General features: G+C 36.3%; 26 protein-coding genes and 1 pseudogene. 23 read left to right on the forward strand and 4 right to left on the reverse strand.

Going from position 1 to position 23983, the window contains the following annotated elements:
* Nucleotides 1-698 (reverse strand): transposase (locus Q0K80_RS05170; protein WP_294603901.1); only part of this gene is annotated, 698 nt, incomplete at its 3' end.
* A gap of 111 nt (nt 699-809) precedes the next feature.
* Here Q0K80_RS05170 and Q0K80_RS05175 point away from each other — a divergent pair.
* The 4 genes from Q0K80_RS05175 to Q0K80_RS05190 are packed head-to-tail and all read left to right on the forward strand — an operon-like array spanning nt 810 to nt 3358.
* Complete coding sequence (locus tag Q0K80_RS05175; protein WP_294603902.1) at nt 810-1664, forward strand: ABC transporter ATP-binding protein; 855 nt, start codon at nt 810-812, stop codon at nt 1662-1664.
* The gene (locus Q0K80_RS05180) at nt 1665-2510 is read left to right on the forward strand and encodes an ABC transporter permease (protein WP_294603904.1); all 846 of its coding nucleotides are present in this window, start codon (nt 1665-1667) and stop codon (nt 2508-2510) included.
* A gap of 1 nt (nt 2511) precedes the next feature.
* Nucleotides 2512-2961 carry a LytTR family DNA-binding domain-containing protein gene (locus Q0K80_RS05185; RefSeq protein WP_294603905.1) on the forward strand — a complete coding sequence of 150 codons (450 nt, stop codon included), beginning with the start codon at nt 2512-2514 and terminating at the stop codon, nt 2959-2961.
* A 1-nt stretch (nt 2962) separates the two neighbouring features.
* Entirely contained in the window at nt 2963-3358 is a 396-nt protein-coding gene (locus Q0K80_RS05190; protein WP_294603907.1) for a DUF3021 family protein, read from the forward strand.
* A gap of 215 nt (nt 3359-3573) precedes the next feature.
* Here Q0K80_RS05190 and Q0K80_RS05195 read toward each other — a convergent pair whose 3' ends face one another.
* Nucleotides 3574-4881, reverse strand: coding sequence for an amino acid permease (locus tag Q0K80_RS05195; RefSeq protein ID WP_294603909.1), 1308 nt, complete (start codon nt 4879-4881; stop codon nt 3574-3576).
* A gap of 200 nt (nt 4882-5081) precedes the next feature.
* Here Q0K80_RS05195 and rbsK point away from each other — a divergent pair, with 200 nt between their 5' ends.
* Together rbsK and Q0K80_RS05205 are read left to right on the forward strand one after the other, a co-directional pair.
* Complete coding sequence (gene rbsK, locus Q0K80_RS05200; protein ID WP_294603911.1) at nt 5082-5987, forward strand: ribokinase; 906 nt, start codon at nt 5082-5084, stop codon at nt 5985-5987.
* 147 nt (nt 5988-6134) lie between these two features.
* The gene (locus Q0K80_RS05205) at nt 6135-7043 is read left to right on the forward strand and encodes an L-lactate dehydrogenase (RefSeq protein ID WP_294603913.1); all 909 of its coding nucleotides are present in this window, start codon (nt 6135-6137) and stop codon (nt 7041-7043) included.
* A 76-nt stretch (nt 7044-7119) separates the two neighbouring features.
* Here the strand turns inward: Q0K80_RS05205 and Q0K80_RS05210 are convergent.
* Nucleotides 7120-7302, reverse strand: a pseudogene (locus Q0K80_RS05210) (IS3 family transposase); the annotation flags it as partial.
* A 170-nt stretch (nt 7303-7472) separates the two neighbouring features.
* Here Q0K80_RS05210 and Q0K80_RS05215 point away from each other — a divergent pair.
* From Q0K80_RS05215 to alr, 11 genes are all read left to right on the forward strand, one after another.
* Nucleotides 7473-7940, forward strand: a complete 468-nt coding sequence (locus Q0K80_RS05215; RefSeq protein WP_294603915.1) for a hypothetical protein — start codon at nt 7473-7475, stop codon at nt 7938-7940.
* A complete protein-coding gene (locus Q0K80_RS05220; protein WP_294603916.1) occupies nt 7940-8248 on the forward strand; it encodes a hypothetical protein in 309 nt (102 codons plus the stop codon). The genes Q0K80_RS05215 and Q0K80_RS05220 overlap by 1 nt, the downstream gene beginning before the upstream one ends.
* Nucleotides 8249-8681: 433 nt before the next feature.
* Nucleotides 8682-9341 carry an amino acid ABC transporter permease gene (locus Q0K80_RS05225; protein WP_294603917.1) on the forward strand — a complete coding sequence of 220 codons (660 nt, stop codon included), beginning with the start codon at nt 8682-8684 and terminating at the stop codon, nt 9339-9341.
* Nucleotides 9322-9999, forward strand: coding sequence for an amino acid ABC transporter permease (locus Q0K80_RS05230; protein WP_294603919.1), 678 nt, complete (start codon nt 9322-9324; stop codon nt 9997-9999). Before Q0K80_RS05225 ends, Q0K80_RS05230 begins: the two co-directional genes overlap by 20 nt.
* Before the next feature lie 5 nt (nt 10000-10004).
* Nucleotides 10005-10745, forward strand: coding sequence for an amino acid ABC transporter ATP-binding protein (locus tag Q0K80_RS05235; RefSeq protein WP_294603920.1), 741 nt, complete (start codon nt 10005-10007; stop codon nt 10743-10745).
* Nucleotides 10746-10755: 10 nt separating this feature from the next.
* A complete protein-coding gene (locus tag Q0K80_RS05240) occupies nt 10756-11604 on the forward strand; it encodes a transporter substrate-binding domain-containing protein (protein ID WP_294603921.1) in 849 nt (282 codons plus the stop codon).
* 115 nt (nt 11605-11719) lie between these two features.
* A complete protein-coding gene (locus Q0K80_RS05245; protein ID WP_046325385.1) occupies nt 11720-11968 on the forward strand; it encodes a type B 50S ribosomal protein L31 in 249 nt (82 codons plus the stop codon).
* Nucleotides 11969-12098: 130 nt separating this feature from the next.
* A complete protein-coding gene (murF, locus tag Q0K80_RS05250; protein ID WP_294603926.1) occupies nt 12099-13466 on the forward strand; it encodes a UDP-N-acetylmuramoyl-tripeptide--D-alanyl-D-alanine ligase in 1368 nt (455 codons plus the stop codon).
* Nucleotides 13467-13476: 10 nt separating this feature from the next.
* Nucleotides 13477-14958, forward strand: coding sequence for a DEAD/DEAH box helicase (locus tag Q0K80_RS05255; protein ID WP_294603928.1), 1482 nt, complete (start codon nt 13477-13479; stop codon nt 14956-14958).
* Between the two features lie 75 nt (nt 14959-15033).
* On the forward strand, nt 15034-15387 hold the full coding sequence (gene acpS / locus Q0K80_RS05260) for a holo-ACP synthase (protein WP_174795023.1): 354 nt from the start codon (nt 15034-15036) through the stop codon (nt 15385-15387).
* Nucleotides 15388-15390: 3 nt separating this feature from the next.
* Nucleotides 15391-16518 (forward strand): alanine racemase, encoded by a 1128-nt coding sequence (gene alr / locus Q0K80_RS05265; RefSeq protein WP_294603929.1) that lies wholly within the window; start codon nt 15391-15393, stop codon nt 16516-16518.
* 51 nt (nt 16519-16569) lie between these two features.
* Here alr and cbpA read toward each other — a convergent pair whose 3' ends face one another.
* Nucleotides 16570-17337, reverse strand: coding sequence for a cyclic di-AMP binding protein CbpA (gene cbpA, locus Q0K80_RS05270; RefSeq protein WP_294603931.1), 768 nt, complete (start codon nt 17335-17337; stop codon nt 16570-16572).
* A gap of 226 nt (nt 17338-17563) precedes the next feature.
* Between cbpA and pth the strand changes: the two genes are divergently transcribed.
* The 6 genes from pth (at nt 17564) to tilS (ending at nt 23941) form a co-directional block, all read left to right on the forward strand.
* Nucleotides 17564-18130, forward strand: coding sequence for an aminoacyl-tRNA hydrolase (gene pth, locus Q0K80_RS05275; protein ID WP_294603932.1), 567 nt, complete (start codon nt 17564-17566; stop codon nt 18128-18130).
* Nucleotide 18131: 1 nt separating this feature from the next.
* Nucleotides 18132-21626, forward strand: coding sequence for a transcription-repair coupling factor (gene mfd / locus Q0K80_RS05280; RefSeq protein ID WP_294603934.1), 3495 nt, complete (start codon nt 18132-18134; stop codon nt 21624-21626).
* A gap of 8 nt (nt 21627-21634) precedes the next feature.
* Nucleotides 21635-21877 carry an RNA-binding S4 domain-containing protein gene (locus tag Q0K80_RS05285; protein ID WP_294603936.1) on the forward strand — a complete coding sequence of 81 codons (243 nt, stop codon included), beginning with the start codon at nt 21635-21637 and terminating at the stop codon, nt 21875-21877.
* 75 nt (nt 21878-21952) lie between these two features.
* Nucleotides 21953-22330, forward strand: coding sequence for a septum formation initiator family protein (locus tag Q0K80_RS05290; protein ID WP_294603957.1), 378 nt, complete (start codon nt 21953-21955; stop codon nt 22328-22330).
* The gene (locus Q0K80_RS05295; protein WP_294603938.1) at nt 22330-22695 is read left to right on the forward strand and encodes a S1 RNA-binding domain-containing protein; all 366 of its coding nucleotides are present in this window, start codon (nt 22330-22332) and stop codon (nt 22693-22695) included. The genes Q0K80_RS05290 and Q0K80_RS05295 overlap by 1 nt, the downstream gene beginning before the upstream one ends.
* A complete protein-coding gene (gene tilS / locus Q0K80_RS05300) occupies nt 22685-23941 on the forward strand; it encodes a tRNA lysidine(34) synthetase TilS (RefSeq protein ID WP_294603940.1) in 1257 nt (418 codons plus the stop codon). Before Q0K80_RS05295 ends, tilS begins: the two co-directional genes overlap by 11 nt.
* Nucleotides 23942-23983 lie beyond the last annotated feature (42 nt).

Raw genomic sequence — 23983 nt, forward strand, 5'->3', positions numbered from 1 at the left:
AGTGTAGTAGTAATTACTGCGGGATAGATGGGCAGGTCAGGATTGGCATTAATGGTATCAAGAATAAAAGTTACGCTGACTTTAAGCTCGCGTCTTAGTTGGGTAACTGCCTGGGCTATTTCCGCGGTTTGCGGTTCTTGGTCCGCTGGTCGACTAAGACATTCAATTTTTTTACGAATTCGTTCTCGATTTTCAGCTTCAAGTTCTGCTGGCGTAAGCGTTCGTTCTCTTGCTTGAGTCGCTGATTTTCCTGTTTGATCAGCTGTTCTCTTTTGGTCATGGGGCGGTCGTCCTCTCTGCTTGTTAACGATATTATACCCATTTTTACGGTATTCGCGCAGCCAATTAGACAACATGCCACTACTTTTTAAGCCCAAGTCAATAGATACTCGACGGGCAGGCTCATGTTCAACTATGATTCGCTTGAGAGCTTGCTCCTTAAAATTACTTGTATAAGCAGTGTAAGGCTGATCTAAAATAGCTAGATCGTGACGGCCAATTAAAGCCAACAAGCAACCAATATTAGTCCTGCCAACCCGATAACGCTGACTTAACTCAGTAGAACCGATTTGATAATCATGCCAAAGATGATAGATTTCAATTTTATCTTGTTTGGATAATTTAGACATAAAAATAACCCTCAAATTTGTCCTAAATTTGGGGGTCATATCATGAATGTAGCCTTTTTTATATTTCATGATTTAGTTTTGTCCTTTTGTGTTAAATATTTGGTTGCTTATCTATAAGTTTGCTACAAATTTTTATTTTATTAGTATGATGACTCTAAATTAGAAAAGGAGATGCCAATTATGCTGATTGAAACAAAAGAACTAACAAAAAAATTTGGTAATAAGGTTGCTGTCAGCAAAGCTGATATTCAAATTAAAGAGGGCCAGCTTGTTGCTTATTTAGGAACAAACGGTGCGGGTAAGTCTACCACTATTAATATGCTAACCGGATTGTTAAAGCCGACTTCAGGTGTCATTTCATATGCGGCAGGTTTGAAAATAGGCTTAGTTTTTCAGAATAGCATTTTAGATAATGAGTTAACAGTTAAAGACAATCTTTATTTAAGAGCAAAGATGTACCGCAACTTTTCTCAGGAGTGGCCTGAACAGTTAATTGACTTAATTGGCATCAAAAACTTTTTAAAGCAAAAATTTGGCACTTTATCAGGCGGCCAAAAGAGAAGGGTAGATATAGCCAGAGCTCTTATTTGCAAACCAAATTTACTGTTTCTGGACGAGCCAACTACCGGCCTTGATATTCAAACCAGAAATGCTATCTGGAAATTATTGACCAATCTGCAACAGCAACAAGGACTCACTATTTTTTTAACAACGCATTATTTAGAAGAAGCTGAAAATGCTGATCAAATGTATATTTTGGAAAATGGTCAAATCCTAGCTAGTGGCTCTGCTGCAGAAATTAAGAACCAATATGCTCCCAATAAATTAATACTCACTGTTGATAATATTCAGGCTTTAAACACTAACCAAAAAGTTATTCGGCTTAATCGTAAGCAAGTTGAAATTGATGCTTTATCGGCGCAAGAAACTGTTGAATTATTAAAAATCAATCAAGCAAATATCGCTGACTTTACTTATTCTAAAGGAACTATCAATGATGCGTTTTTACAGATTACAGGAAAGGAGATACAATAAATGGTTGCTTTATTTCGCAGAAATTTAAAAATCTATTTTTCTAACATTACTGGTGTAATTATGTCATGCCTCGGTGCATTGATATCTTTCTTTATTTATATTGGCTTTTTGCAAAACAATCTAGAAAAAAGTTGGCAAAATTTACCACATGTTACTAAAATATTAGATTTGTGGATGATAGCCGGTATTGTTGCAGTTTCTGGTATTACTACAGCTTTTCAAGCTTTTGGCCAGCAAGTTACTGATCAAGAAACTCATGCTGTTGCCGATTTTCAACTGACGGGTTTATCACAATTCAAACAAAATCTTGCTTATGTTTTGACAGGGATAGTAGTTAGCTTCTTTATGCAAATAATTACGTTTATTGTGATGGCGGCTTATTTTGCTCTAGTAGATAAAGTAAGAATTCCTCGAGAAGCATACCTACCTGGGCTTGTATTTATTTTTGTGGGTGCAATTGCAGCAACTTTACTTGATGAGATAATTGTGCTGTTCATGCATTCCAGCACTACTTTTAGCCGATTCTCTGCTGTTTTAGGTGCTGCTGCCGGTTTCGCGGTTGCGACTTATTTACCATATGGTATATTGGTTTCTGGAGCACAAAATTTGGTAAAATTAGTACCAAGTAGTTATGAAGCAGCTGCTTTAAGAGGCTTTTTACTTAAACAGACATTAGGTACTCTTCCAAATAATGTAAAACGGCATTTAATTAATTATTTAGGGATACAGTTCAAAATCAATAGTAACAGGCTAAATAATATGCTTGTTTTGCTATTAATGATTGCAATACTAATTTTAGTGATTATTATGCTTTTGCTTATCACTGATAGAAGGCGCAATAGATAAAGTGAAAATTAAATTTAAGTCGGATCCTACTTTAAATGAAGAAATTGAAGTTGAAATTAAAGCAGCACCAAAAAATGAAACGGTAAATGATTTAATTGATTATATACACAAATTTGGTGAAAAGAAATATCATCTTTTACCCATTAAAACTGATGACCGGATTGTTACGATTAAACGCACTGAAATCATAAAAGTGGAAATCCAAGCAACAGACATTACATTTTACACTACTACAGAAGTGGTGAAAACGACTGGCCGGTTATACCAAGTACTGGAAAAACTGGGAGATGGCTTTATTCAGGTTTCAAAACATGGCGTTATCAATATTAACTTTTTAGAATCCATTGAAGTTGGCTTTGCGGGAAATATGATTGCTCTTTTAAAAAACAATCTGAAAGCTGATGTTTCCAGACTATATCTGCCAGCATTAAAAAGAGAGTTGGGGCTTTAAAATGTGGAAATTAAGTAATTTCATTAACTATTTCTTTACAGGAGTTGGTTTTGGCGCAGCTACTTATTTGATCATTTTGACTTTTGTATTTCCTGGTGTACCTGCTACTCCCTTAGGAGTTATTTCAGTTTTTATTATTTCCGGGTTAATAGGGATTTTATCAATGATTTTTGCCGCGGATGTTTCACCAGCTATTGCTTTTAGTGTTCACATAATAGGAACATTCTTGCTGGTTTTATTAATGTATTGGATAAATAAGTGGTCTGTTACTTTTTGGTGGATATTGGGCGAGTTTTTGCTAGTCTATATCGTTATTTGGCTGATTGTGATTTTATCACAAGTACATACGGTGAATAAAATCAATTCTAAAATTAAAAAAAGGAATTCTAAAAAATAGAATTGATTAATAATAAACAAATAATTTTGATAATAAACCTAAAAGTTTTTTAGCTGCACTGTATTAATATTTAAAAATCTAAAGATATTGAAAAGACTATTTTTTGGACCAAATAAAAAGGCAAATCACTAAAATTGTGATTTGCTTTTTTTATTTAGTAGGACGGATATAAATAACAACGCTTTACCTGATAATAAGTAGTACATTTGTTAGTCTTACGTACGATTATTCTTTTGCACATAAACATAAACTGGCCAGCCGGTGAGGGTCAGTAAAATACCTATAATTGCCAAAAACGGTTGGGTTAACGTAGTGGTAATTACAATGAATAAAGCACCACAAATGGCTAATACAGGTGGAAGAGGATACCAAGGCGTTTTATATGGTCGCAAAAGATCCGGTTTCTTTTTGCGTAAAATAAGAACACCAACAAATAATAAAATTGAAAAAATCCAGGAAACATAGACTAACATGTTGGTTAATGAGTCAAACGTACCTGAAAAAATCATAATGGTGGCGATTACGCATTCAAAAATCATACTGTTTGTAGGCACAATAGTTTTAGAATTCAGTTTACTGAAGAAGCTTGCGGCAGGTAATTTCTTTTCTTTACCCAAAACATAAGGCATTCTTGATCCCAAAAGAAGGTGTCCATTAATAGCGCCAAATACGGATACCAATATTCCTGTAGCGACCAAAGTGCCACCTACACTGCCAAACAATTTTTGGGCAGTAAGCAGAGCTGTTGTTTGGTTACCTACAACTTTAGACCATGGGATAACTCTGACATAGCTCCAATTAAGAAGAGTGTAAAAGACTGTTACTCCAAAAAGTCCCCAAATGATCGCTTTGGCTAAAGTTTTAGCTGGGTTTTTAATTTCACTGGCTAAATTACCAATACTGAGCCAGCCGTCATAAGCAAAAAGTACGGCCAAAAGAGCTTGCCCAAAAGCCATTGCACCTGAAGCAGATGAAATGTGTGGTGCTGGAGCGCCAGCTAATTGATTAGGTCCCCTATAAAACAAAGAAAAAATGATAATTGCTGCAATTGGGAGCAACTTAATAACTAAAGTTATTTTTTGCACTTGACCGCTCAATTTAGAGCCGATCCAATTTATTAATAAGATTGTCAGCATAACAATCAGAGCAATTACAGTGGTAGACAAGCTTTTAAAGTGTGGTATCTCTTTTAATTGAGTCGCAAATACGATCGAAAGTGCGGCAATATTTGCTGGATAATAGACAATTATCAGAGACCAACCAAAAAGAAAGGCTATTTTAGGTCCGTAGATTTCTTCAAGATACCTGACAGGTCCACCATCTTTAGGATAGATTGACGCTAATTCTGCTATGCTAAGTCCAGCCATTAGTGTAATAAAACCTGCAAAAGGCCAAACGATGATACTAAGCCATGCATTATGAGTCAATGACGAGACGTTAGCAATTTTAAAAAAAGCACCGCCACCAATCATGGTGCCCATGACAGTTGCTAGTGCGGCGAAAAAGTTAAGTTGTCTTTTCATATTTTTACCTTGCTTATTTTAAGATAAACTGTATTATATTCTTTCTCAGAGAAAATAAAAAGAACTGTTAACGCCACTTAAGCAAAAAATAAATAAAAATCAAATGAAAAAATTACAAAATTTAGGTTTTGTTGAAAGTAGATTTTGATATGATATGATTTGAGTTGAATCAGGCAAAAATTTTTTCTTAAGGAGCAGAAATGAATAAAGTTACAGTTATTGGTAGTATTAATTTAGATACCAACTTGCGTGTAAAGAAAATGCCCAGACCGGGTGAAACGGTTCATGCCACAGATCACTATTCAGCTGCAGGAGGAAAGGGCGCTAATCAAGCGGTGGCTGCAGCTAGAGCAGGGTCTGATGTAAGTTTTATTGGCGGAGTTGGTGATGATGCAGCTGGAAAAGAAATGCTGAATTTGCTTAAAAGCGAAAATATCAATACCAGTGGCATAATTACAGCCACTAAAGAATCCACTGGTCAAGCATTCATCACGGTTGATGATAGTGGTCAAAATTCAATTACCATCTATGCTGGAGCTAATTATGCTTTTGGTGCAGATGAAGTTTTGCAAAATCAGGGATTAATTAAAAATGCAGATTTTCTCATTGCACAATTTGAAACACCGCTTGCCGCCACAATTAAGGGCTTTGAAATTGCTCATGAGGCAGGTGTCAGAACAATTTTAAATCCGGCTCCAGGGATGGACCAAATTCCAGTAGAATTATTAAAACTGACTGACATCATTACGCCAAACGAAACAGAGGCTGAAACCATTACAAGCGTTAAAGTAATTGATGAAAAAGCCGCACAAAAGGCTGCTGTTAATTTGCGCGAGCAAGGTGTGGGAACAGTTATCATTACTATTGGCGATAAAGGTGCATTTTATTCTTATCAAAGTAAAAATGAGCTCATTCCTGCTTTTAAAGTTAAAGCTGTCGATACTACAGCTGCTGGTGACACATTTATTGGAGCAATGGCTAGCGTATTACTGACAGATTTATCCAATTTAAAAGATGCCATTCTTTTTGCCAATAAAGCCTCGTCACTTACTGTTCAAAAGTACGGTGCCCAACCCTCAATTCCTTATAAGAAAGATATTAAATAAAAAATCAAAAGTATCTACCTTTTAAAAATTAAGATTCAACTTTTTTTCCTTAAATTGTGACTTTGAAAGCCCTATCTTTGTATAATATAGTAGTAATTGAGTTTTACTGACAATGTGTCAGATGTTTTAAGGGAAAGGTACTTAATTATGACAACAAAAATAGGTATTATTGGTGACGGTCACGTTGGTTGCACTGTTGCTCATGAGTTAATAATTTCGGGTTTGGTCGATGATTTGGTAATGATCGACGTTAATGAAGGTAAAGTTAAAGCCGACGCAATTGATTTTGAAGATGCCATGGCTAATTTGCCTAATCATGCCAATATCATCGTTAATGACTATGACGCATTGAAAGATGCTGACATTGTCATTAGTACTTTAGGTAAAATATCTTTGGAAACAAAAGGCGATCGTTTTCAAGAGCTGGAATACAATAAAAAACAATTGAGTCCGATTACAGAGTCTATTAAAAATAGCGGCTTCAACGGAATTTTGATTGTCATTTCCAACCCGGTAGATGCAATTACCAGTCTTTATCAGCAACTAACAGGCTTACCAAAAGAGCACGTAATAGGAACTGGAACTTTGCTTGATACAGCTAGGATGAAGAAAGTTGTTGCTAAAAAGTTTAACGTTGATCCTCGTTCTGTAAGTGGTTTTGCACTAGGTGAACATGGTAATTCGCAATTTACTGCATGGTCAACGGTAAAAGTATTTGAAAAACCTTTGACTGAGCTGGCTAAGAATGAGTCATGGCAACCAAGTGATCTTGAAGATGAAATCAGATTCGGTGGACAAAATGTATTTATGGGCAAGCACTACACTAATTATGGGGTCTCTGCAGCCGGCGTCAGAATTGTACGGGCCGTTTTAACAGATTCTCGGACAGAATTGCCTGTTTCGAGTTACCAAGAAAAATATGGTACATATATGTCTTACCCTGCAATTGTTGGCCGTGAGGGAATTGTTCACAAAGTTGATTTACAATTAACTGCTGCAGAAGAAGAATTATTGCAAAAGTCTGCTGAAGCAATTAAAGAAAAATCACAAGCTTAAAAATCTAGAAAAAGTCATTTTATATGATAATACCCCCAAATTGTGAAGTGCAACTAAAAAGTTAGACATTTTATTATTAAGCAAGACCTAACGCACGATTCCGATATTTAATCGGAGTCGTGTATTTTAGTTTGTTTGATCTTCTGATATGGTTGAACCAGTAAACGTAATCGCACAGTACTGCCTGCATTTCTGCTAGTGAACTGATCTTAATGCGGTTGAGCTTCTCCCGTTTCATTAGGTTGAAGATGGTTTCGCCCCATAAAAAAATTTTAGGAAATAACGTTGTCCTTTTCATACAGAAACTTCTATACTTTTTAATATATGTTAACGCTAACATTATGGCTAAACTTTATCATTAAATTCAACTGTGTGCAATGGCACAATATATAAAAATATATTGTGCAAAAGATCAATTAGGAGAATAATATGCTTGATATAGACACACTTATTAAATTAAATTATCAAAAAATGACGCGGCAAGAACGAAAAGTAGCTGATAATTTAATCAAATATCCCAGATTTGCCCTCGAAAAAAATATTTCAAATTTAGCTCTGAGCATAAATGTTTCGCGTAATACCATTACAAGGTTTTGCAAAGCACTTGGTTTTAGTGGTTACGCGGAATTTAAATATGAATATATTAAATGTATCAATCGCAACATACGAAATAAGACCTCTCCTAGTAATAACTTTATCCATGAGATTATCACTACATATAAGGACAAAATTGGTGAAATCGAAACTAAAGGAAAACTTGAAAATAAAGATATTAAGCAGTTAGCAAAAGATATTGTTCAATACAAATCACTAAAAATTATTGGCACAGGTAAATCAAGTCCGGTAGCTCAGCAAATGAAATATAGTTTCAAACTCTGGGTATTTATGCTCAAATAATGGATTCAATCTACTATTCTAATGATTTTAGCTATTTGTTTAATAAAGATGATGTAGTTTTAGTTTATACTGTGTCTGGACACAGTATTCTAACCAAAGCTGTTATGAAGGGTGCAATAGAGAAAAAAGCTAATGTCTACACGGTTACGACAAATGAAAACATTGAAGTACCTTTGAAGGCACTTTTCGTATTGCCTAATGTTAGTGTTAATAACTCTTTTTTATTCAGCAACCATACCTTGTTCTACATTTTTAACGATATTTTATGTAATTATATTGATGTTTTGCTAAATAATGAAAATTTGTAAGTGTATGTAAAAACTGTCAATCATTTGCAAAAGACCAATAAATATTAATGTTGCTAAAGTGTTAAGCATAACTCAAGATTAATTGAGAATGCTTGACGCTTTTTTAATGCAGACCGGAATATTGTTGTTAAGTAGCCAATTCAATTAATTGACAAAAAGTAAGTAAACGCATAGCATTAAAGACACTTATAGTTGCTAACAAAAAGGAAGTGAAAATAAGACACAGACAAGATCAGCTAATAAAAAGGGGAGCAGTAATGCAATTCCTGGTAAAACTAGTTGGGCCTCGTCTTTCACTTATTGCATTGGGTGTTAGCAATTATGACATTTAAATATACGAATAAGCTTGATTCGTAGATTTTTTATTTTTCTGACGGTACTTGATGCTCTGACTATGAGGTCAAGTCGGTTGTTTAAAAGTGGGAGGTAAAAAATGAGTTGGCAGATAATTACACAAAGTTTGCCTATTTTTTTAAAAGCCTTTGAATTGACCCTTTGGCTATCTGCCGTAGGTATCATTTGCTCAATTATTGTGGGTATTTTATGCAGTTTAGTGCAGTATTTTAAAGTGCCTGTTTTGCATCAAATAATTACGGCCTATGTGGAATTGGCACGAAACACACCTTTGTTAATTCAATTATTTTTTCTATATTATGCTTTTCCAGTCATTGGCTTAAAAATGTCAGCCCAAGTTTGCGGTATTATCGGTTTGGTATTCTTGGGTGGAGCATATATGGCTGAAGGTTTCACTGGTGGTTTTGCCGGGGTTAATTCAAGTCAAATTGATGATGGCAAAGCGTTGGGGATGAATAACCTACAATTAGCGCGTTATGTTGTCTTTCCACAAGGTTTTGCTTTGAGTATGCCTGCTTTAACGGCTAACGTGATTTTTTTAATCAAAGAAACATCAATTTTTTCAGTCATTGCGATCCCCGAGCTGACCAATACTGCTTTGGACTTAATCGGGATGTATTACCGCTCCAATGAATATCTACTGGTGTTGGTCATAGCCTATGCCATTATTCTGATTCCGGTTATTTTACTTTTAAACTATTTAGAAAGGAAGGTTCGCTATGGCACATTCGGCGATTAATGTTTTCTTTGCCGGTAATAACTTCAGTAGAATTTTGCAAGGCCTGTGGACATCAGTTTGGATTGCTGGGGCTAGTTTAATAATTGGCTTAATTTTAGGCACGCTTTTAGGAATATTACGGACATTACCTAATAAAATAATTCGCTTCATTTTACGGCTGTATTTGGAATTCTTTAGAATAGTTCCAACAATCGTATTACTCTTCTTGTTCTATTATATTTTGCCACGTACCTTTCATATCAACTGGCCAGCCAGTTGGATGGCAGTTTTAGCTTTTTCTTTATGGGTCGCAGCCGAATTTGGCGACATTGTTCGTGGGGCACTTGAATCAGTCCCACTGGTGCAAAAAGAATCGGGCTTAGCTTTGGGCTTAAGCAGAGTACAACTTTTGCGCTATGTTTTGTTACCCCAAGCTGTGCAATTGGAATTACCAGCAACTATTAATCTGGCAACAAGAGTAATTAAAACGACCTCATTATTAATGATGATCAGCATCATGGACGTGGTTGCTATTGGTCAACAGATTATTGAAGCTAATAACCAAAAATACCCGACAGCCGTTTTTTGGATTTATGGTTTGATTTTCTTCCTATATTTCATAATAGATTATCCGTTGTCAAAATGGTCTAAACAGTTAGCGGCAAAACAGAATAGGTGAGGTAAATGACAAAAGAAGTTTTACGAGTTGAACATTTAAATAAGTTTTATGGCGATTGGCAGGCTTTGCATGATATTAGTTTTACCCTCCATCAAGGCGAAGTTTTGACATTATTGGGACCTTCCGGCTCTGGTAAAAGTACTTTGATCAGATGCCTAAATGGTTTAGAAGATTTCAAGAGTGGCGCAATTTATTTTAAGGGTCAAAAGGTTGAGACGAACTCTAAGAATTGGCAAGAGTTACGTCAAAAAATTGGGATGGTTTTTCAAAGCTATGATTTATTTCCCAATTTTACAGTTCTTGAAAATATTTTGTTGGCACCAGTAAAGGTACAAAAAAGACCTGAAGAAGAGGTTAAAACTGAAGCTTTGCGGCTATTAAAACGTGTTGGACTAGAAAAGTACGTTAATTCTTATCCCCGTGAACTGTCAGGTGGACAAAAGCAAAGAATTGCTATTGTCAGAGCTTTAGCCATGCATCCCGAAATAATGCTGTTTGATGAGGTTACAGCATCTCTTGATCCCGAAATGGTTCGAGGAGTTTTACAAATTGTGACTGACTTATCCCAAGTCGATCATATGACTATGATTATTGTGACCCACGAAATGAATTTTGCGCGTCAAATAGCAGATCAGGTTTTATTTCTTGAAAATGGCAAAATTTTAGAAAACACTCCAGGAGAAGAATTTTTTAAACATCCCAAAACAAATAGGGCACGTGGTTTCTTAACTAGTATGGATTTCTAAGGAGAAAATAATGCAGAAAAATAAAAATAGAAATATTATCATCACCGCTTTAATTGTCTTGATAATTGCAGTGGCAGCTTTTTTTGGCATTAAGTCAACAAATAATAATAGTAGTAATAACGCTAATGAAAACAGTGTGAGCGCGATTAAGAAACGAGGCACTTTGCGAGTTGCCGTGTTCGGTGACTTACCGCCATATGGTTGGGTTGATGATCACGGTAATCGCGTGGGCTACGACGTTCATCTCGCCCGCCAAATGGCTAAAGATATGGGTGTTAAAGTGAAGTTTACCCAGGTTAATGCTAATAATCGGGTTGATACTCTAAATTCGAATAAGGCAGATATAGTTTTAGCAAATTTTACTGAAACACCGGAACGTAAACAAGTCGTTGATTTTGCAAAACCTTACATGAAAGTATCGGTTGGAGTTATTTCCCCTAAGAGTGCTCCGATTACTAGTGCCCAACAATTAAAGGGCAAAAATTTAATTGTTAATAAAGGCACAACAGCAGAAAATTACTTCACTAAAAAAGGTGGGGTTGATTTACTGAAATTTGATTCTAAAACGCAACAGTTTAATGCTTTTAAAAATAAGCGTGCTGCCGCTTTAGCAGATGACAATTCATATCTCTATGCTTGGGTCAAAAAGAATCCTAATTATACGGTCGGAATTAAAAATATTGGTCCTAATCAATTTATTGCCCCCGCAGTTAAGCAGGGAAATAAGTCTCTTTTAAACTGGACTAATAAAGAAATTACTAGATTAGCAAACAGAAAGTTTTTCACAGACGACTATAATAAAGAACTAAAACCATATTTTGGCAAGGAAGTTAGACCAAGCGACATTGTTTTAAATTAACTCTGCTGCTATAATAAATAAGTCTTGAATTTTACTATTAAAAATGTTAAGGTATTAAACGTTAATCGATTAATCTATGACTTGAAATAGGAGTCATGGCAAAGGAGTAATAAATATGAAACAAGGTATTCATCCAGATTACCAACAAGTAGTCTTTATGGATTCAGCAACAGGTGCTAAATTTGTTGCTGGCTCAACATTAAAGTCCAAAGAAACAGTGGATTATGAAGGTAAAACTTACCCCTTAATTCGTGTTGAAATTACTTCAGATTCTCACCCATTCTACACTGGCAAGCAAAAGTTTGCTCAGGCCGATGGTCGAATCGAAAAGTTCAACAAGAAGTATGGTATGAACAACAAGTAATATCTTCAATCTGGTGGAAGGCAGTCCCATTGGGGCTGCTTTTTTATGTAAAGCCTAATTGTTATACTACATAAATAAGGAGTATAATTACTACTTCAGCAAAAACTCTTTTCGGCTAGGAGATAAAAAGATGAAAATGCAACTGGCAGAAATAGCCAAAGCAATAAATTCAAAGTGTGAAGGCAATGATCAGACCGTTATCACTTCTGTTGCCTTTGATTCTAGAAAAATCGCCGCTGGTGGATTATTTGTCCCACTAAAGGGCGAAAGAGACGGTCATGACTTTATAAGCAGTGCAATTAGTAATGGTGCAAGTGCCACATTATGGCAGAAAGGTCATCCCAATAAACCTGACAATATTGCGGTTTTAGAAGTGGATGACCCATTAAGAAGTATGCAGCAACTGGCCCAATATTATTTAAATAAAGTCAATCCTACAGTTGTTGGCATTACGGGTTCAAACGGTAAAACTACCACCAAAGATATGACGGCAGCAGTTTTAGCAAAAAGATTTAATGTGCATAAAACTGATGCCAACTTTAACAATGAAATTGGCGTACCCATGACAATTTTAGATATGAAACCAAATACTGAAATTTTGGTTTTGGAAATGGGTATGGATCATGCAGGGCAACTTCATCAACTAAGTAAGCTAACCCGCCCAGATGTCACAGTCATTACAATGATTGGTGAGGCTCACATTGAATTTTTAGGTTCTCGCGCCGGAATTGCTGATGCCAAGATGGAAATTACCGATTTTTTACGAGAAGACGGTGAGTTAATATATAACGGGGATGAACCGCTTTTACGTGAACGAGCTGCTAAAATACCACAAGCAAAAGTTACCTTTGGTTTTGCAAAAAATGATACAGTTTATGCAACAGGTTATCGCAGCTACAAGCACCATGCTACTTTTACGATTAATAATTCTACTCACAAATTTACCATTCCTATGATTGGCAAACATAACGTCTCTAACGCCCTTTCGGCTCTATGTGTTGGCAGGTATTTTGGTGAAAGTGATGAGGAAATTACCACAGCCTTAGAAAAGTTCACTCCGACAGCGGATAGAATGGAATGGGAAAAAGGCGATGTGGGAGAAGATATTATGAGCGATGTTTATAATTCCAATCCTACTGCTGTGCGTGCTGTAATAACCAGTTTTGGTCAGATCCAGGTTCCAGCTGGAAGTCGTAGGATCGCTGTTTTGGGTGACATGTTAGAATTGGGCCAAAGATCTGCCAAGCTTCACGCTGGGCTAGCAGATTGTCTTGACCCACAGGTAATTAATGAAGTTTATTTGTATGGTACAGAAATGAAAAATCTGGCCGATGCACTTAAAGAGAAGTATGAACCAGCGAATTTGCATTATTATACCCAAGAGCAAATGCAACACATGGTTTCAGATTTAAGAAATGATATTAAGCCAAATGACATTGTTGTTTTAAAGGGTTCGCATGGAATGCACCTGGAAAAAGTAGTAAAACGGCTTAGATAAGGAGAATTTAGTGAAATTTTCAGAATTAGGATTAAAAGATAAGCTTTTAAAAGCAATTAAGCGCTCAGGCTTTGAAGAAGCGACACCAATACAGGAGCAAACGATTCCTCTGGCTTTAGCAGGCAGGGATGTAATTGGTCAAGCTCAAACAGGTACTGGTAAAACGGCGGCCTTTGCGCTGCCTATCTTGCAGAATTTAGATAAGCATAATAAGGTAATTCAGGCTTTAATTATTGAACCGACTCGTGAATTGGCCATTCAAACTCAGGAAGAACTGTTCAGATTGGGGCGCGATGAGAATGCTCGTGTGCAGGTTGTTTACGGCGGCGCTGATATTGGACGGCAAATTCGTTCACTTAAAAACCATGTGCCTGCGATTTTAGTAGGAACACCTGGAAGATTACTTGATCACTTAAAGCGCAAGACGATTGACTTAGAAAATGTTAATACCATTGTTTTAGATGAAGCTGATGAAATGCTGGACATGGGTTTTATCCAAGACATTGAAAGTATTTTAGGCTATGTTAAAAATCGGAAACAAACTCTATTGTTCAGTGCGACGATGCCTAAACCAATTTTGAACATTAGTGAAAAGTTCATGCATAATCCGGAAATTGTACGGATTAAAACTAAAGAGCTAACTGCCGATTTAATTGATCAGTACTTTGTTCGTGCAAAAGATTCAGAAAAATTTGACGTCATGTGCCGTTTGATTGATGTTGAGAACCCAGACCTGGCTGTAGTCTTTGTTAGAACCAAACGGCGAGTTGACGAAGTTACCAGGGGACTTCAGGCCCGTGGGTACAATGCAGCGGGAATTCACGGTGATTTGACCCAAGCCCGCAGAATTACTGTTTTAAAAAGGTTTCGTGCTGGTAAATTAGATATTTTAGTTGCTACAGATGTGGCTGCACGTGGATTGGATATTTCAGGCGTTACTCACGTCTATAATTACGATATCCCCCAAGATCCAGACTCTTATGTTCACCGTATCGGTCGTACCGGCCGTGCTGGACAAAATGGTAGTTCAATCACTTTTGTTACTCCAAATGAAATTGGTTATATGCGTACAATAGAGCAATTAACCAAGAAAAAGATGACCCCTCTGCGTCCACCATCTGATGATCAGGCTTTAAGGGGCCAACTTAAAGTGGCTAAATCTAAGATTGAAGATATAATGAAAGAGGACCTATCTAAATATACTGATGATGCCAACGAATTATTAGAAAATTATTTGGCGGTTGACTTGGTATCAGCTTTTCTGAAGAATTTGTCAAAAGATTCTTCAAATGTAGAGGTCAAAATTAGTTCTGAAAAGCCACTACCATATAAGGGTAATGGTCGGGGTAGCCGTGGTCGCTCTAGTCATAGCAGAAATAGTCGGGGTGGCTATCGTGGTGATCGTAACCGCAGCCGAAGCAATTATCGTGGAGGCCATTCTCGCCGCTCCGGTAATGGCAGAAATTTTATTATTAAAAATAAAAAAGGTTAATGTTTTTACTAAAAAAGAGTTGTGACAGTTTACAACTCTTTTTTGCTAATATACTTTTATTATGAGGATAAGAAAATGATTGTTGGAGTTGGCATTGATGCTGTTGAAATTGAACGAGTTAAAAAAATAGTTGCCAAAGGAGATAACTTTGCCCGCAAAGTTTTGACCCCAAAAGAATTTGCGCAATACCAAAAATTAGCAGGCAGACGCAAAGTAGAATATTTAGGCGGCCGCTTTTCTATTAAGGAATCTTTTGTTAAAGCACTGGGAACCGGTTTTAGCAAAGAAGTTGGTCTGCAAGATATAGAAACTTTATGGGATAAAGTAGGACATCCGGTCACAACCTCACCTAAATTTGCCGGCAAGATTTTTCCTAGTATTACTCATGATCGGCATGAGATAGTTACACTAATCGTTTTGGAGAAGTAAGAAATGGTACCTGGAATTCATAGACCTGCAGCTGTGTGTGTCGATTTAGCTGCAATAAGACAAAATATTCAAGAAGAAATTAAACATTTGGCACCAGGGCAAAAATTGTTTGCCGTTGTTAAAGCAAATGCATATGGCCATGGTGCAGTAAGAGTAGCTCAAGAAGCTGTTAAGGCAGGTGCCAGCGGCTTTTGCGTTGCTATTTTAGATGAAGCTCTGGAATTAAGGCAAGCTGGAATTGTCCAGCCAATTTTGGTACTGGGCGTTACGCCCGCAAAGTATGCCTCACTTGCAGCTGTGAATGGTGTCTCACTATCTGTACCCAACTTAAAATGGTTAAAAGAAGCCGAGTCTAACTTGATTCAAGATCAACTGCAACTAAAAATTCATTTGGCAGTAGATTCCGGAATGGGACGCATTGGTTTTAGTGAAGATGATGAATTTATTGCTGCAAACGATTTTCTATTAGGTAATCCCAATTTTGCTGTTGAAGGGATGTTTACGCACTTTGCCTCCGCAGACAGTAGTGATGATTCATATTTTCAAGGGCAGGTCACGCGGTTTAGCCACCTTAAAAATTTATTGAAAATAAAACCCAAATGGATTCATGTTGATAATACTGCAGCTAGTGTTTTTGATAAGGAAGTTCATAGTGATTTGGTTCGTTTCGGTATTGGCATATATGGTCTGAATCCTTCTTCAAATCCTGCAAGCCCTGACTTAAAAGCAGCAATTAAATTAAAACCGGCTATGTCTTTAGTTAGTGAACTGGTACAGGTTCATACCATTCACAAAGGCCAAGGAGTGGGTTATGGCTCAACTTATATTGCCAACGAGGATCAAATTATTGGTACAGTTCCAGTAGGTTATGCCGATGGCTTTATTCGCAAATTTCAGGGCTTTAAAATTAAAGTTGGTTCTGAATACTGTCCTATTGTTGGTCGGATATGCATGGATCAGTTAATGGTGCGATTGCCACATGAAATGGCAGCAGGAACAAAAGTAGTTTTGATTTCAAATGATCCGGCAGCGCCAAATTCCATCAAAAAGGCAGCTGACTATGTTGACAGTATTCATTATGAAGTTGCCTGTTTACTGGATGATCGCTTGCCAAGAAAATATTATAATTAAAAGTAATAAATAAAAGCACATCATCTTGATGTGCTTTTATAGTGGCAATAATTAATTATTTTCATCCTGATTAATGTAAACACCAGGATTTTCATCCTGATTAATGTAAACACCAGGATTTTCATCCTGATTAATGTAAACACCAGGATTTTCATCACTCATAAGTGTCATACCGGCCTGCAAGTCTTCAATTTCAGCGACAACATAACCTTTTTTCTCAAGACGTTTAACGATTTCTTTTAAAACGTCCTCAGTGAGTCCAGCAGGTAATGTAAATAAAATACGCCTTACAGCATTATCTGTTTTACCAGCAGTAGGTGCGTCCAGGCTCATTACACCTGCTATTGCACAATATTTACTGATAATTTTACTCATTTTTGCTAAATTGCCCCTTGAATTATCAGTTAAAACAGTGAGGACATATGACCCATTTTTAATATTCCAGGCATCTGACAACATATCAAGCAATCTTGAGTGCGTCAAAATACCATAGAATTTGTTCTCTTCGTCTAACACTGAAATGTAAGGCAAGTCCTTAATTGTGAAGAAAACTTTAAAGAACGGCGAATTAACCTTGATAGTTTTAGTGGCATTTTTTAATAAGTAGGTAACTGGCAAATTCATATCCTTACCTTGAGATTTATGGCGGTAGATATGCATTTTATAAATATTACCACGGAAAATTGTGCCAGTGTCATCTAGAATTGGCACACATCGGAATCCAGAATCTTCCAAAGTTTTTAAAGCTTCTTCAAGCGTAGCGTGTTCGTTGACTGTGGTTAAATAATCTTTTTTAATAACCAAAGATTTGATTAGCATTAAACTGCCTCCGTTGTAAAAATAATCTAAACGATTATATCATATAAATGAAAAAATTAGATTAAATGAAAATTAAAAGAAAAACATTATTCAGATTGATTTTAGCACTTGCCGTACAAATTAAAAAGCCTAATTAATCAATGAAATCAAAGTGTAATAGTCTTTAAGGAAATCAGATCGATTGATTGTGCTATCATTAATAAGACTATAAATAAGGGGAAGTTAAATGAAAATTATAGCAGGTCTGGGTAATCCAGGCAAAAAATATGATGGAACAAAACATAATACTGGCTTTATGGCTTTAGATCACTTTTTACAAAAAAATGCTTTAAATTTAGAAAGAGAAAAGTTTGAAGGCAAATATACTAAACAAAAAATAGCAGGAATTGATGTGATTTTACTTGAACCACAAACTTTTATGAATGATTCAGGTAGATCTGTAGCTCAATTTGCCCGTTTCTTTAAGGTAGAGCCCCAGGACATTTTGATCGTTCATGATGATATGGACATGCCACTAGGTAAAATCCGTATTCGTGCAAATGGCAAATCCGGGGGTCATAATGGTATTAAGAGTATTATTCGTGATCTGGGCACCAATAATTTTAATCGACTGAAAATTGGCATCCGCCATCCTGCAAATGTAACGGAAGCAAGTGTAGTTTCCTGGGTTTTATCACCGTTTAATACCGAACAAAAACAACTGATGGATGAAGCTTTTATTACAGCCAGTGAGGTCATAACTGACTTTATTGCTGGCAAAAGCACACAGTATTTAATGAATAAATATAATTAAAATGCGTTTAACAAACATTATTGAAAAAGATCATGATCTGATAAATTTTATTGCTAATACTAGCAACACAAAAAATTCTTTGATCACCGGAGCCAATGCCGGAGCTTTTGATTTGCTTTTGTGCCAAATAGTTGAAACTTTGAAAAAGCCGTTAGTGGTTTTGGAAGAAAATGAAAACAAGGCCCAAAAACTTTATAGTGAACTCAATGCAATTATGCCAGAAGGCAGTGTGCAAATTTTTCCAGTAGATGCATCGATAGCTACTCAAACAGCAGTTACTTCACCTGACGAATTGAGTAGTCGTATTCAGGCGCTTAATTTTTTACTGAGTCAGAACAAGGGCATCGTGATTACTACTCCGCAGGGCTTACAGTATAAATTGTCTAAACCGCAAGAATACCAAGCAGCAAGACAAGAGTTTGAGCCCGAAAAAGAATTTGATTTAGCTGAACTGACTAACTGGCTGGTGCAGGTAGGCTTTCGCCGCGAAAACCTGGTAGCTAAACCTGGCGAATTTGCATTACGGGGAGATATTCTAGACGTTTACCCGCTTGACCGCGAAAATCCAATTAGAATCGAATTTTTTGGTGACGAAATTGATACTATTAAAGAATTTGATTTAGCCAGTCAACGCAGTCAAAAGCAGATTGATAAAATAGTCATTACTGCAGCTCAAGATCGCGTTTTTGATGCTGATAATTTTAAACTTGCTGCACAGAAGATAGCAAAAGCTATGGCAGATTCCTCTGCTGGTGAAAAGGAAGTTAAGGAACATTTTGCAGAGTCATTGGACGAACTAAATAATGGTTCATTACCTCAAAACTACACTTTTTTAACAGATTTTCTGATTGATAATCCTGATAATCTACTTGATTATTTAGCAAGTTCTGGCTTGGTTCTGCTTGATGACTGGCCGTTAATTGAGCAGGCTGTTAAAACAGTAGATGAACAAAATGCTGGTTTTATTGCTGATGAACTAAAAACTGGTGCTATGATACCAGGCCAACAGCTCTACAGTGACTTTCATAGAAATTGGGCGCAAGATAAACATAATCACCTTTATTTTTCATTATTTCAACGGAGTATTGGTCGCATAAAATTGGGGCAATTATTTGACTGGCAGACTAGAGAACCTGAACAGTTTTTCAGTCAGATGCCTCTTATCAAGTCTGAAATAGAATCATATCAGAAAAAACAACAAACGGTAATTTTGCAGGCGGATAACAATAAAAGGGCAAAACAAATTAGTCAGACTATGGCTGAATTTGGCATGGATGTGGCAATTGTTAAGCCAGATGACTTAGTCGAGAGTCAAACGCAAATTGTAGTTGGCGGTTTTGCCAGCGGCTTTAATTTACCCAATAATAATCTAGTCTATTTAACTGAACGAGAACTTTTTAACAAAGTAACGCACCACAGTCGCCGTATTAAAACCATGGAAAATGCCCAAAGACTGCGCAGTTATACTGAATTGAAGCCAGGCGACTATGTTGTTCACGTTAATCATGGAATCGGTCGCTTTGAAGGAATAAAGACTTTAGAAAATAATGGTGTCAAAAGAGACTATATTACTATTACCTACCAACATGGTGACCAATTATTTGTTCCCGCTGATCAGCTGAAATTAGTGCAAAAATATGTTGCTTCTGAAGGCAAAAGACCACACATTAACAAGCTGAGCGGCAGTGAATGGGCAAAGACCAAGAGTAGAGTTCAATCTAGGGTTGAAGATATTGCTGATGAATTAATTGATTTATATGCCAAAAGAGAATCGGAAAAAGGCTTTGCGTTTTCAAAAGACGATGATTTGCAGCGGCAGTTTGAAGATGCTTTTCCTTATGTCGAAACTCCGGATCAGCTGCGCTCAATTAAGGAAATCAAACATGACATGGAACAAGAAAAGCCTATGGACAGGCTACTCGTGGGCGATGTCGGCTTTGGCAAAACTGAAGTAGCCTTAAGAGCAGCGTTTAAAGCGATTGAAGATAACAAACAGGTTGCGTTTTTGGTACCTACGACAATTTTGGCGCAACAGCACTATGAAACTATTCAAGATCGGTTTAAAAATTTTCCTGTTAATTATGCCGTTTTATCACGTTTTCAAACTCCAGCTGAAGCTAAAAAGATTACTGAGGGATTGAAGAACGGCAAGATTGATTTAGTAGTTGGGACGCATAGATTACTGTCAAAAGATGTTAAGTTCAAAGACTTAGGTTTACTTATTGTTGATGAAGAGCAAAGATTTGGCGTAAAGCACAAAGAAAGGCTTAAAGAACTGAAAGCTAACATCGATGTTTTAACGCTGACTGCAACACCGATTCCTCGTACGTTGCACATGTCAATGATTGGCGTGAGAGATTTATCAGTTATGGAAACCCCGCCATCCAATCGTTACCCGATCCAAAACTATGTAATGGAACAGATACCGAGTGTAGTTAAGGAAGCCTGCCTGCGGGAAATTCAGCGTGGGGGTCAAGTCTTCTATTTACACAACCGTATTGGTGACATTGATGATGTTGTGCTGGAATTAGAAGCTCTCATGCCTACAGCCAGGATTGTCAGTGTTCATGGCCGTATGAGTAAAAGCCAAATGGAAGATATTTTGTATCGTTTCTTAAATAGAGAATTTGATATCTTGGTTACAACTACCATAATTGAAACCGGAATAGACATGCCGAATGTCAATACCATGTTAATTGAAAATGCGGATCATTATGGCCTAAGTCAACTTTACCAGTTGCGTGGTAGAATTGGTCGTAGTGCTCGCTTGGCGTACGCTTATTTTTTATATCAGCCCAATAAGGTTCTGACAGAAATAGGAGAAAAAAGGTTGGACGCCATACGTGATTTTACCGAACTCGGATCTGGGTTCAAAATTGCTATGCGTGATTTATCGATTCGTGGAGCTGGCAATATGCTTGGAGCAGAGCAGCATGGCTTTATTGACAGTGTCGGTTATGATCTGTATTCACAAATGCTTTCTGATGCAATTAAAAATCGAAAAAACAAAAAGAAAGTCAGAAAGAGTAATGCTGAAATTGATTTGGGACTTGAAGCATATATTCCAGAAAAATACATTAGTGATCAAGAAGAAAAAATCGAATTTTATAAGAAAATTAAATCTGCCAGTCCTGCTGATATCGAACAAATTAAAGATGAGTTAATTGACCGCTTTGGTAATTATCCTGAACCGGTAGAAAATTTACTGGCAATTTCACAGTTAAAGGCTGAGGCAGATTTAGCACAAGTCAGAAATATTACTAAAATTAATAACCAGCAGGTAAAAGTTGAGTTTGGATTAGAGGGTTCAAAAGAATTACAGGGACCTAATATTTTTAAGGCTCTTGAACACGTTTCATTTAAAGCAAAAATCAATCTTTCTCCGGCCAAAAGACTGGTTGTGCTGCTGGAACTACCTGATAAGCTGCATCAGAGGCAGTTATTTACTAATTTAATTACTTTTATGACGGCTGCCAGTGATATTATTCAAAGATAGGAGAAAAAATGAGAATTGATAAATTTTTAAAAGTTTCGAGATTAGTTAAAAGGCGTCCGATAGCTAAAGAAATGGCTGATCAGGGTCGAATTAAGGTAAATGCTCACGTGGTTAAATCCAGTTATGACGTTAAGATTGGCGATATTATCGAAGTAGGTTATGGTTCTAAACAGGTAAAAGCTAAGGTTTGTGCAATTAAAGAAACTACTAAAAAAGCAGAAGCCAGTGAATTATATGAATTAATAAATTAGTTTGGTCTTTAATGACATTTATAGGTGGTCTTGTTATAATTAAAATAGTATTTGTTTTTGGTAGTAGAGGTCAAAATTATGAACGGTCCACGTATATACAATTCAGTTAGTCCGGAGGAGCAACTGGCTCGTCTGAAGCGTAAACAAGAAAAAAGAGCAAAAGAAGTCCACCGTGTAAGACGTAATCGTATTGTTGCATTTTTCGTTGCCATTTTTGCGTTTTTAGGAGTACAGATTGGCGTTACGCACTCTCAGACAGAACATATTAACAGTCAAGTGCAGACTTCTAAGAAAGCATTGAAGAAAATAAATAATCAAAAACAAGTTTTATTAGCTAAGCGCAATGACTTGAAGGATAGTGATTACGTGGCTAAATTGGTTCGTTCTAAATTTTTGTACTCTAAGCCAAATGAAACAATTTACAATTTACCTGAAGGAAAAAACAATAATTAATGAAATATCAAGTTGGACAGAGAGTTACAGGTATTATCAATAATATTAATGACATAGGCATCTTTGTCACTCTTTCTCATCATCAAACAGGGTTAATTCATCATAGTGATTTTAACAATAATTGGTTGCGAGAAAAGAATGATTATCATGTTGGGGAACAGATTCGCGTAGTTGTCCTTCATAATTATAAAGGCAAAATTGCCCTTTCAAGAATGAGGGTTAATGATCCGGATTTAATTGATCATACTAACCCTTTTTCTGATACCAAAATGGCAGATTTTACAAAGACTTTAACGCAAACTATGAATGATGCCCAAAAAGAAATAAAAAAATTAGAACAAGATTTGGTTAATTATGCGGATTGATGACTTTTTTAAGGTAAATCATTTGCCCCTGGTCGCTAAAACACTTGTAGTTGCAGTTAGTGGTGGGCCAGATTCATTAGCTTTATTAGATTTGTTATATCAAATAAAGGAGCAATACCATTTTAGACTGCTAGCAGCTCATTTGGATCATCAACTTAGGCTTGATTCTTTTAAAGAGGAAAAAGTAATTTCTGCATATTGTCAAAATAAAAGTATCGAGTTAATTAGTGAAAAATGGCCTAAATCTTTACAACCTTTAGTTGGCGTTGAAGCTGCTGCCAGAAAATATCGTTATAATTTTTTAGTTAAAATAATGCGAAATTATCAAGGAGATTATTTACTAACGGCACATCATATGGATGACTTGCTTGAAAATATTCTGCTTAAATTTATTCGCTCTGGTAATCCTAGTGAAATGAACAGCTTGAGAGCGATTAGCAAAGTGCAGGGAATGACTTTGCTAAGGCCTCTTTTGAATGTCCAAAAAGCTGATTTATTAGAATATGATAAAAAGAAGCACATACCATACGTAATCGATCAAACTAATAATGAAGATGATACTTTGCGCAACAAATTACGTCATCATGTGATTCCTTTACTTAAAAAAGAAAACAAACAACTCGGTCAAAATGCTCTTAGGTTTAGTAAAGAGGTTAGTTTGTTGACTTCAACCGCTGATGAAAGATTTGCCCAAGTCGACCAGCCTGAAAATTTTTTAAGTGTAGCATACCGTCTAAAAACAAGTGCACTAAAAGAGTTGACTGGTGAAGAAAAGCAAGCTTTTTGGCAACACTTTATATGGCAGACCTGGCATGAGCGGGTCAATCAAAATTTGGCGAATTATACGTTACTTGTTTATCAAGGCTTTTTTTATCTTTTTAAACAGTTACCAGTTAAGCCAGCAAAAAAAGAAATTATTCTCGATCAAGAATTTTCATTTAATAAGCGTAAATTTTTACTTTCTTTAAAGGCAGACGAATCTCACAAATTGATTGGAAATTTTTGGTCAACCAATAAAAATCAATTTACCACAGGGTCAATTTTACCCGGAACAAAGCTTTTATTAAAAGATGGCAGCCATGTAAAGAGTAAGAAAAAGTTTGCTCAAAGCAGCATTCCCAATATTTTGCGACCATACTGTATCACTGTTTATGATGGTGATGATGTAGTTTTCGTTGAACAGACTTATACTAATCAACAAGTCGGTAGTATGGGAAAATGCTTTTATCTATATGAAGATAATTAATAAAAATTTTTAAATTATTAGAGTACAAGTGGAATTTGTGAT

This window comes from uncultured Lactobacillus sp. (assembly GCF_945290125.1).
Classification (GTDB): Bacteria; Bacillota; Bacilli; order Lactobacillales; family Lactobacillaceae; genus Lactobacillus; species Lactobacillus rizhaonensis.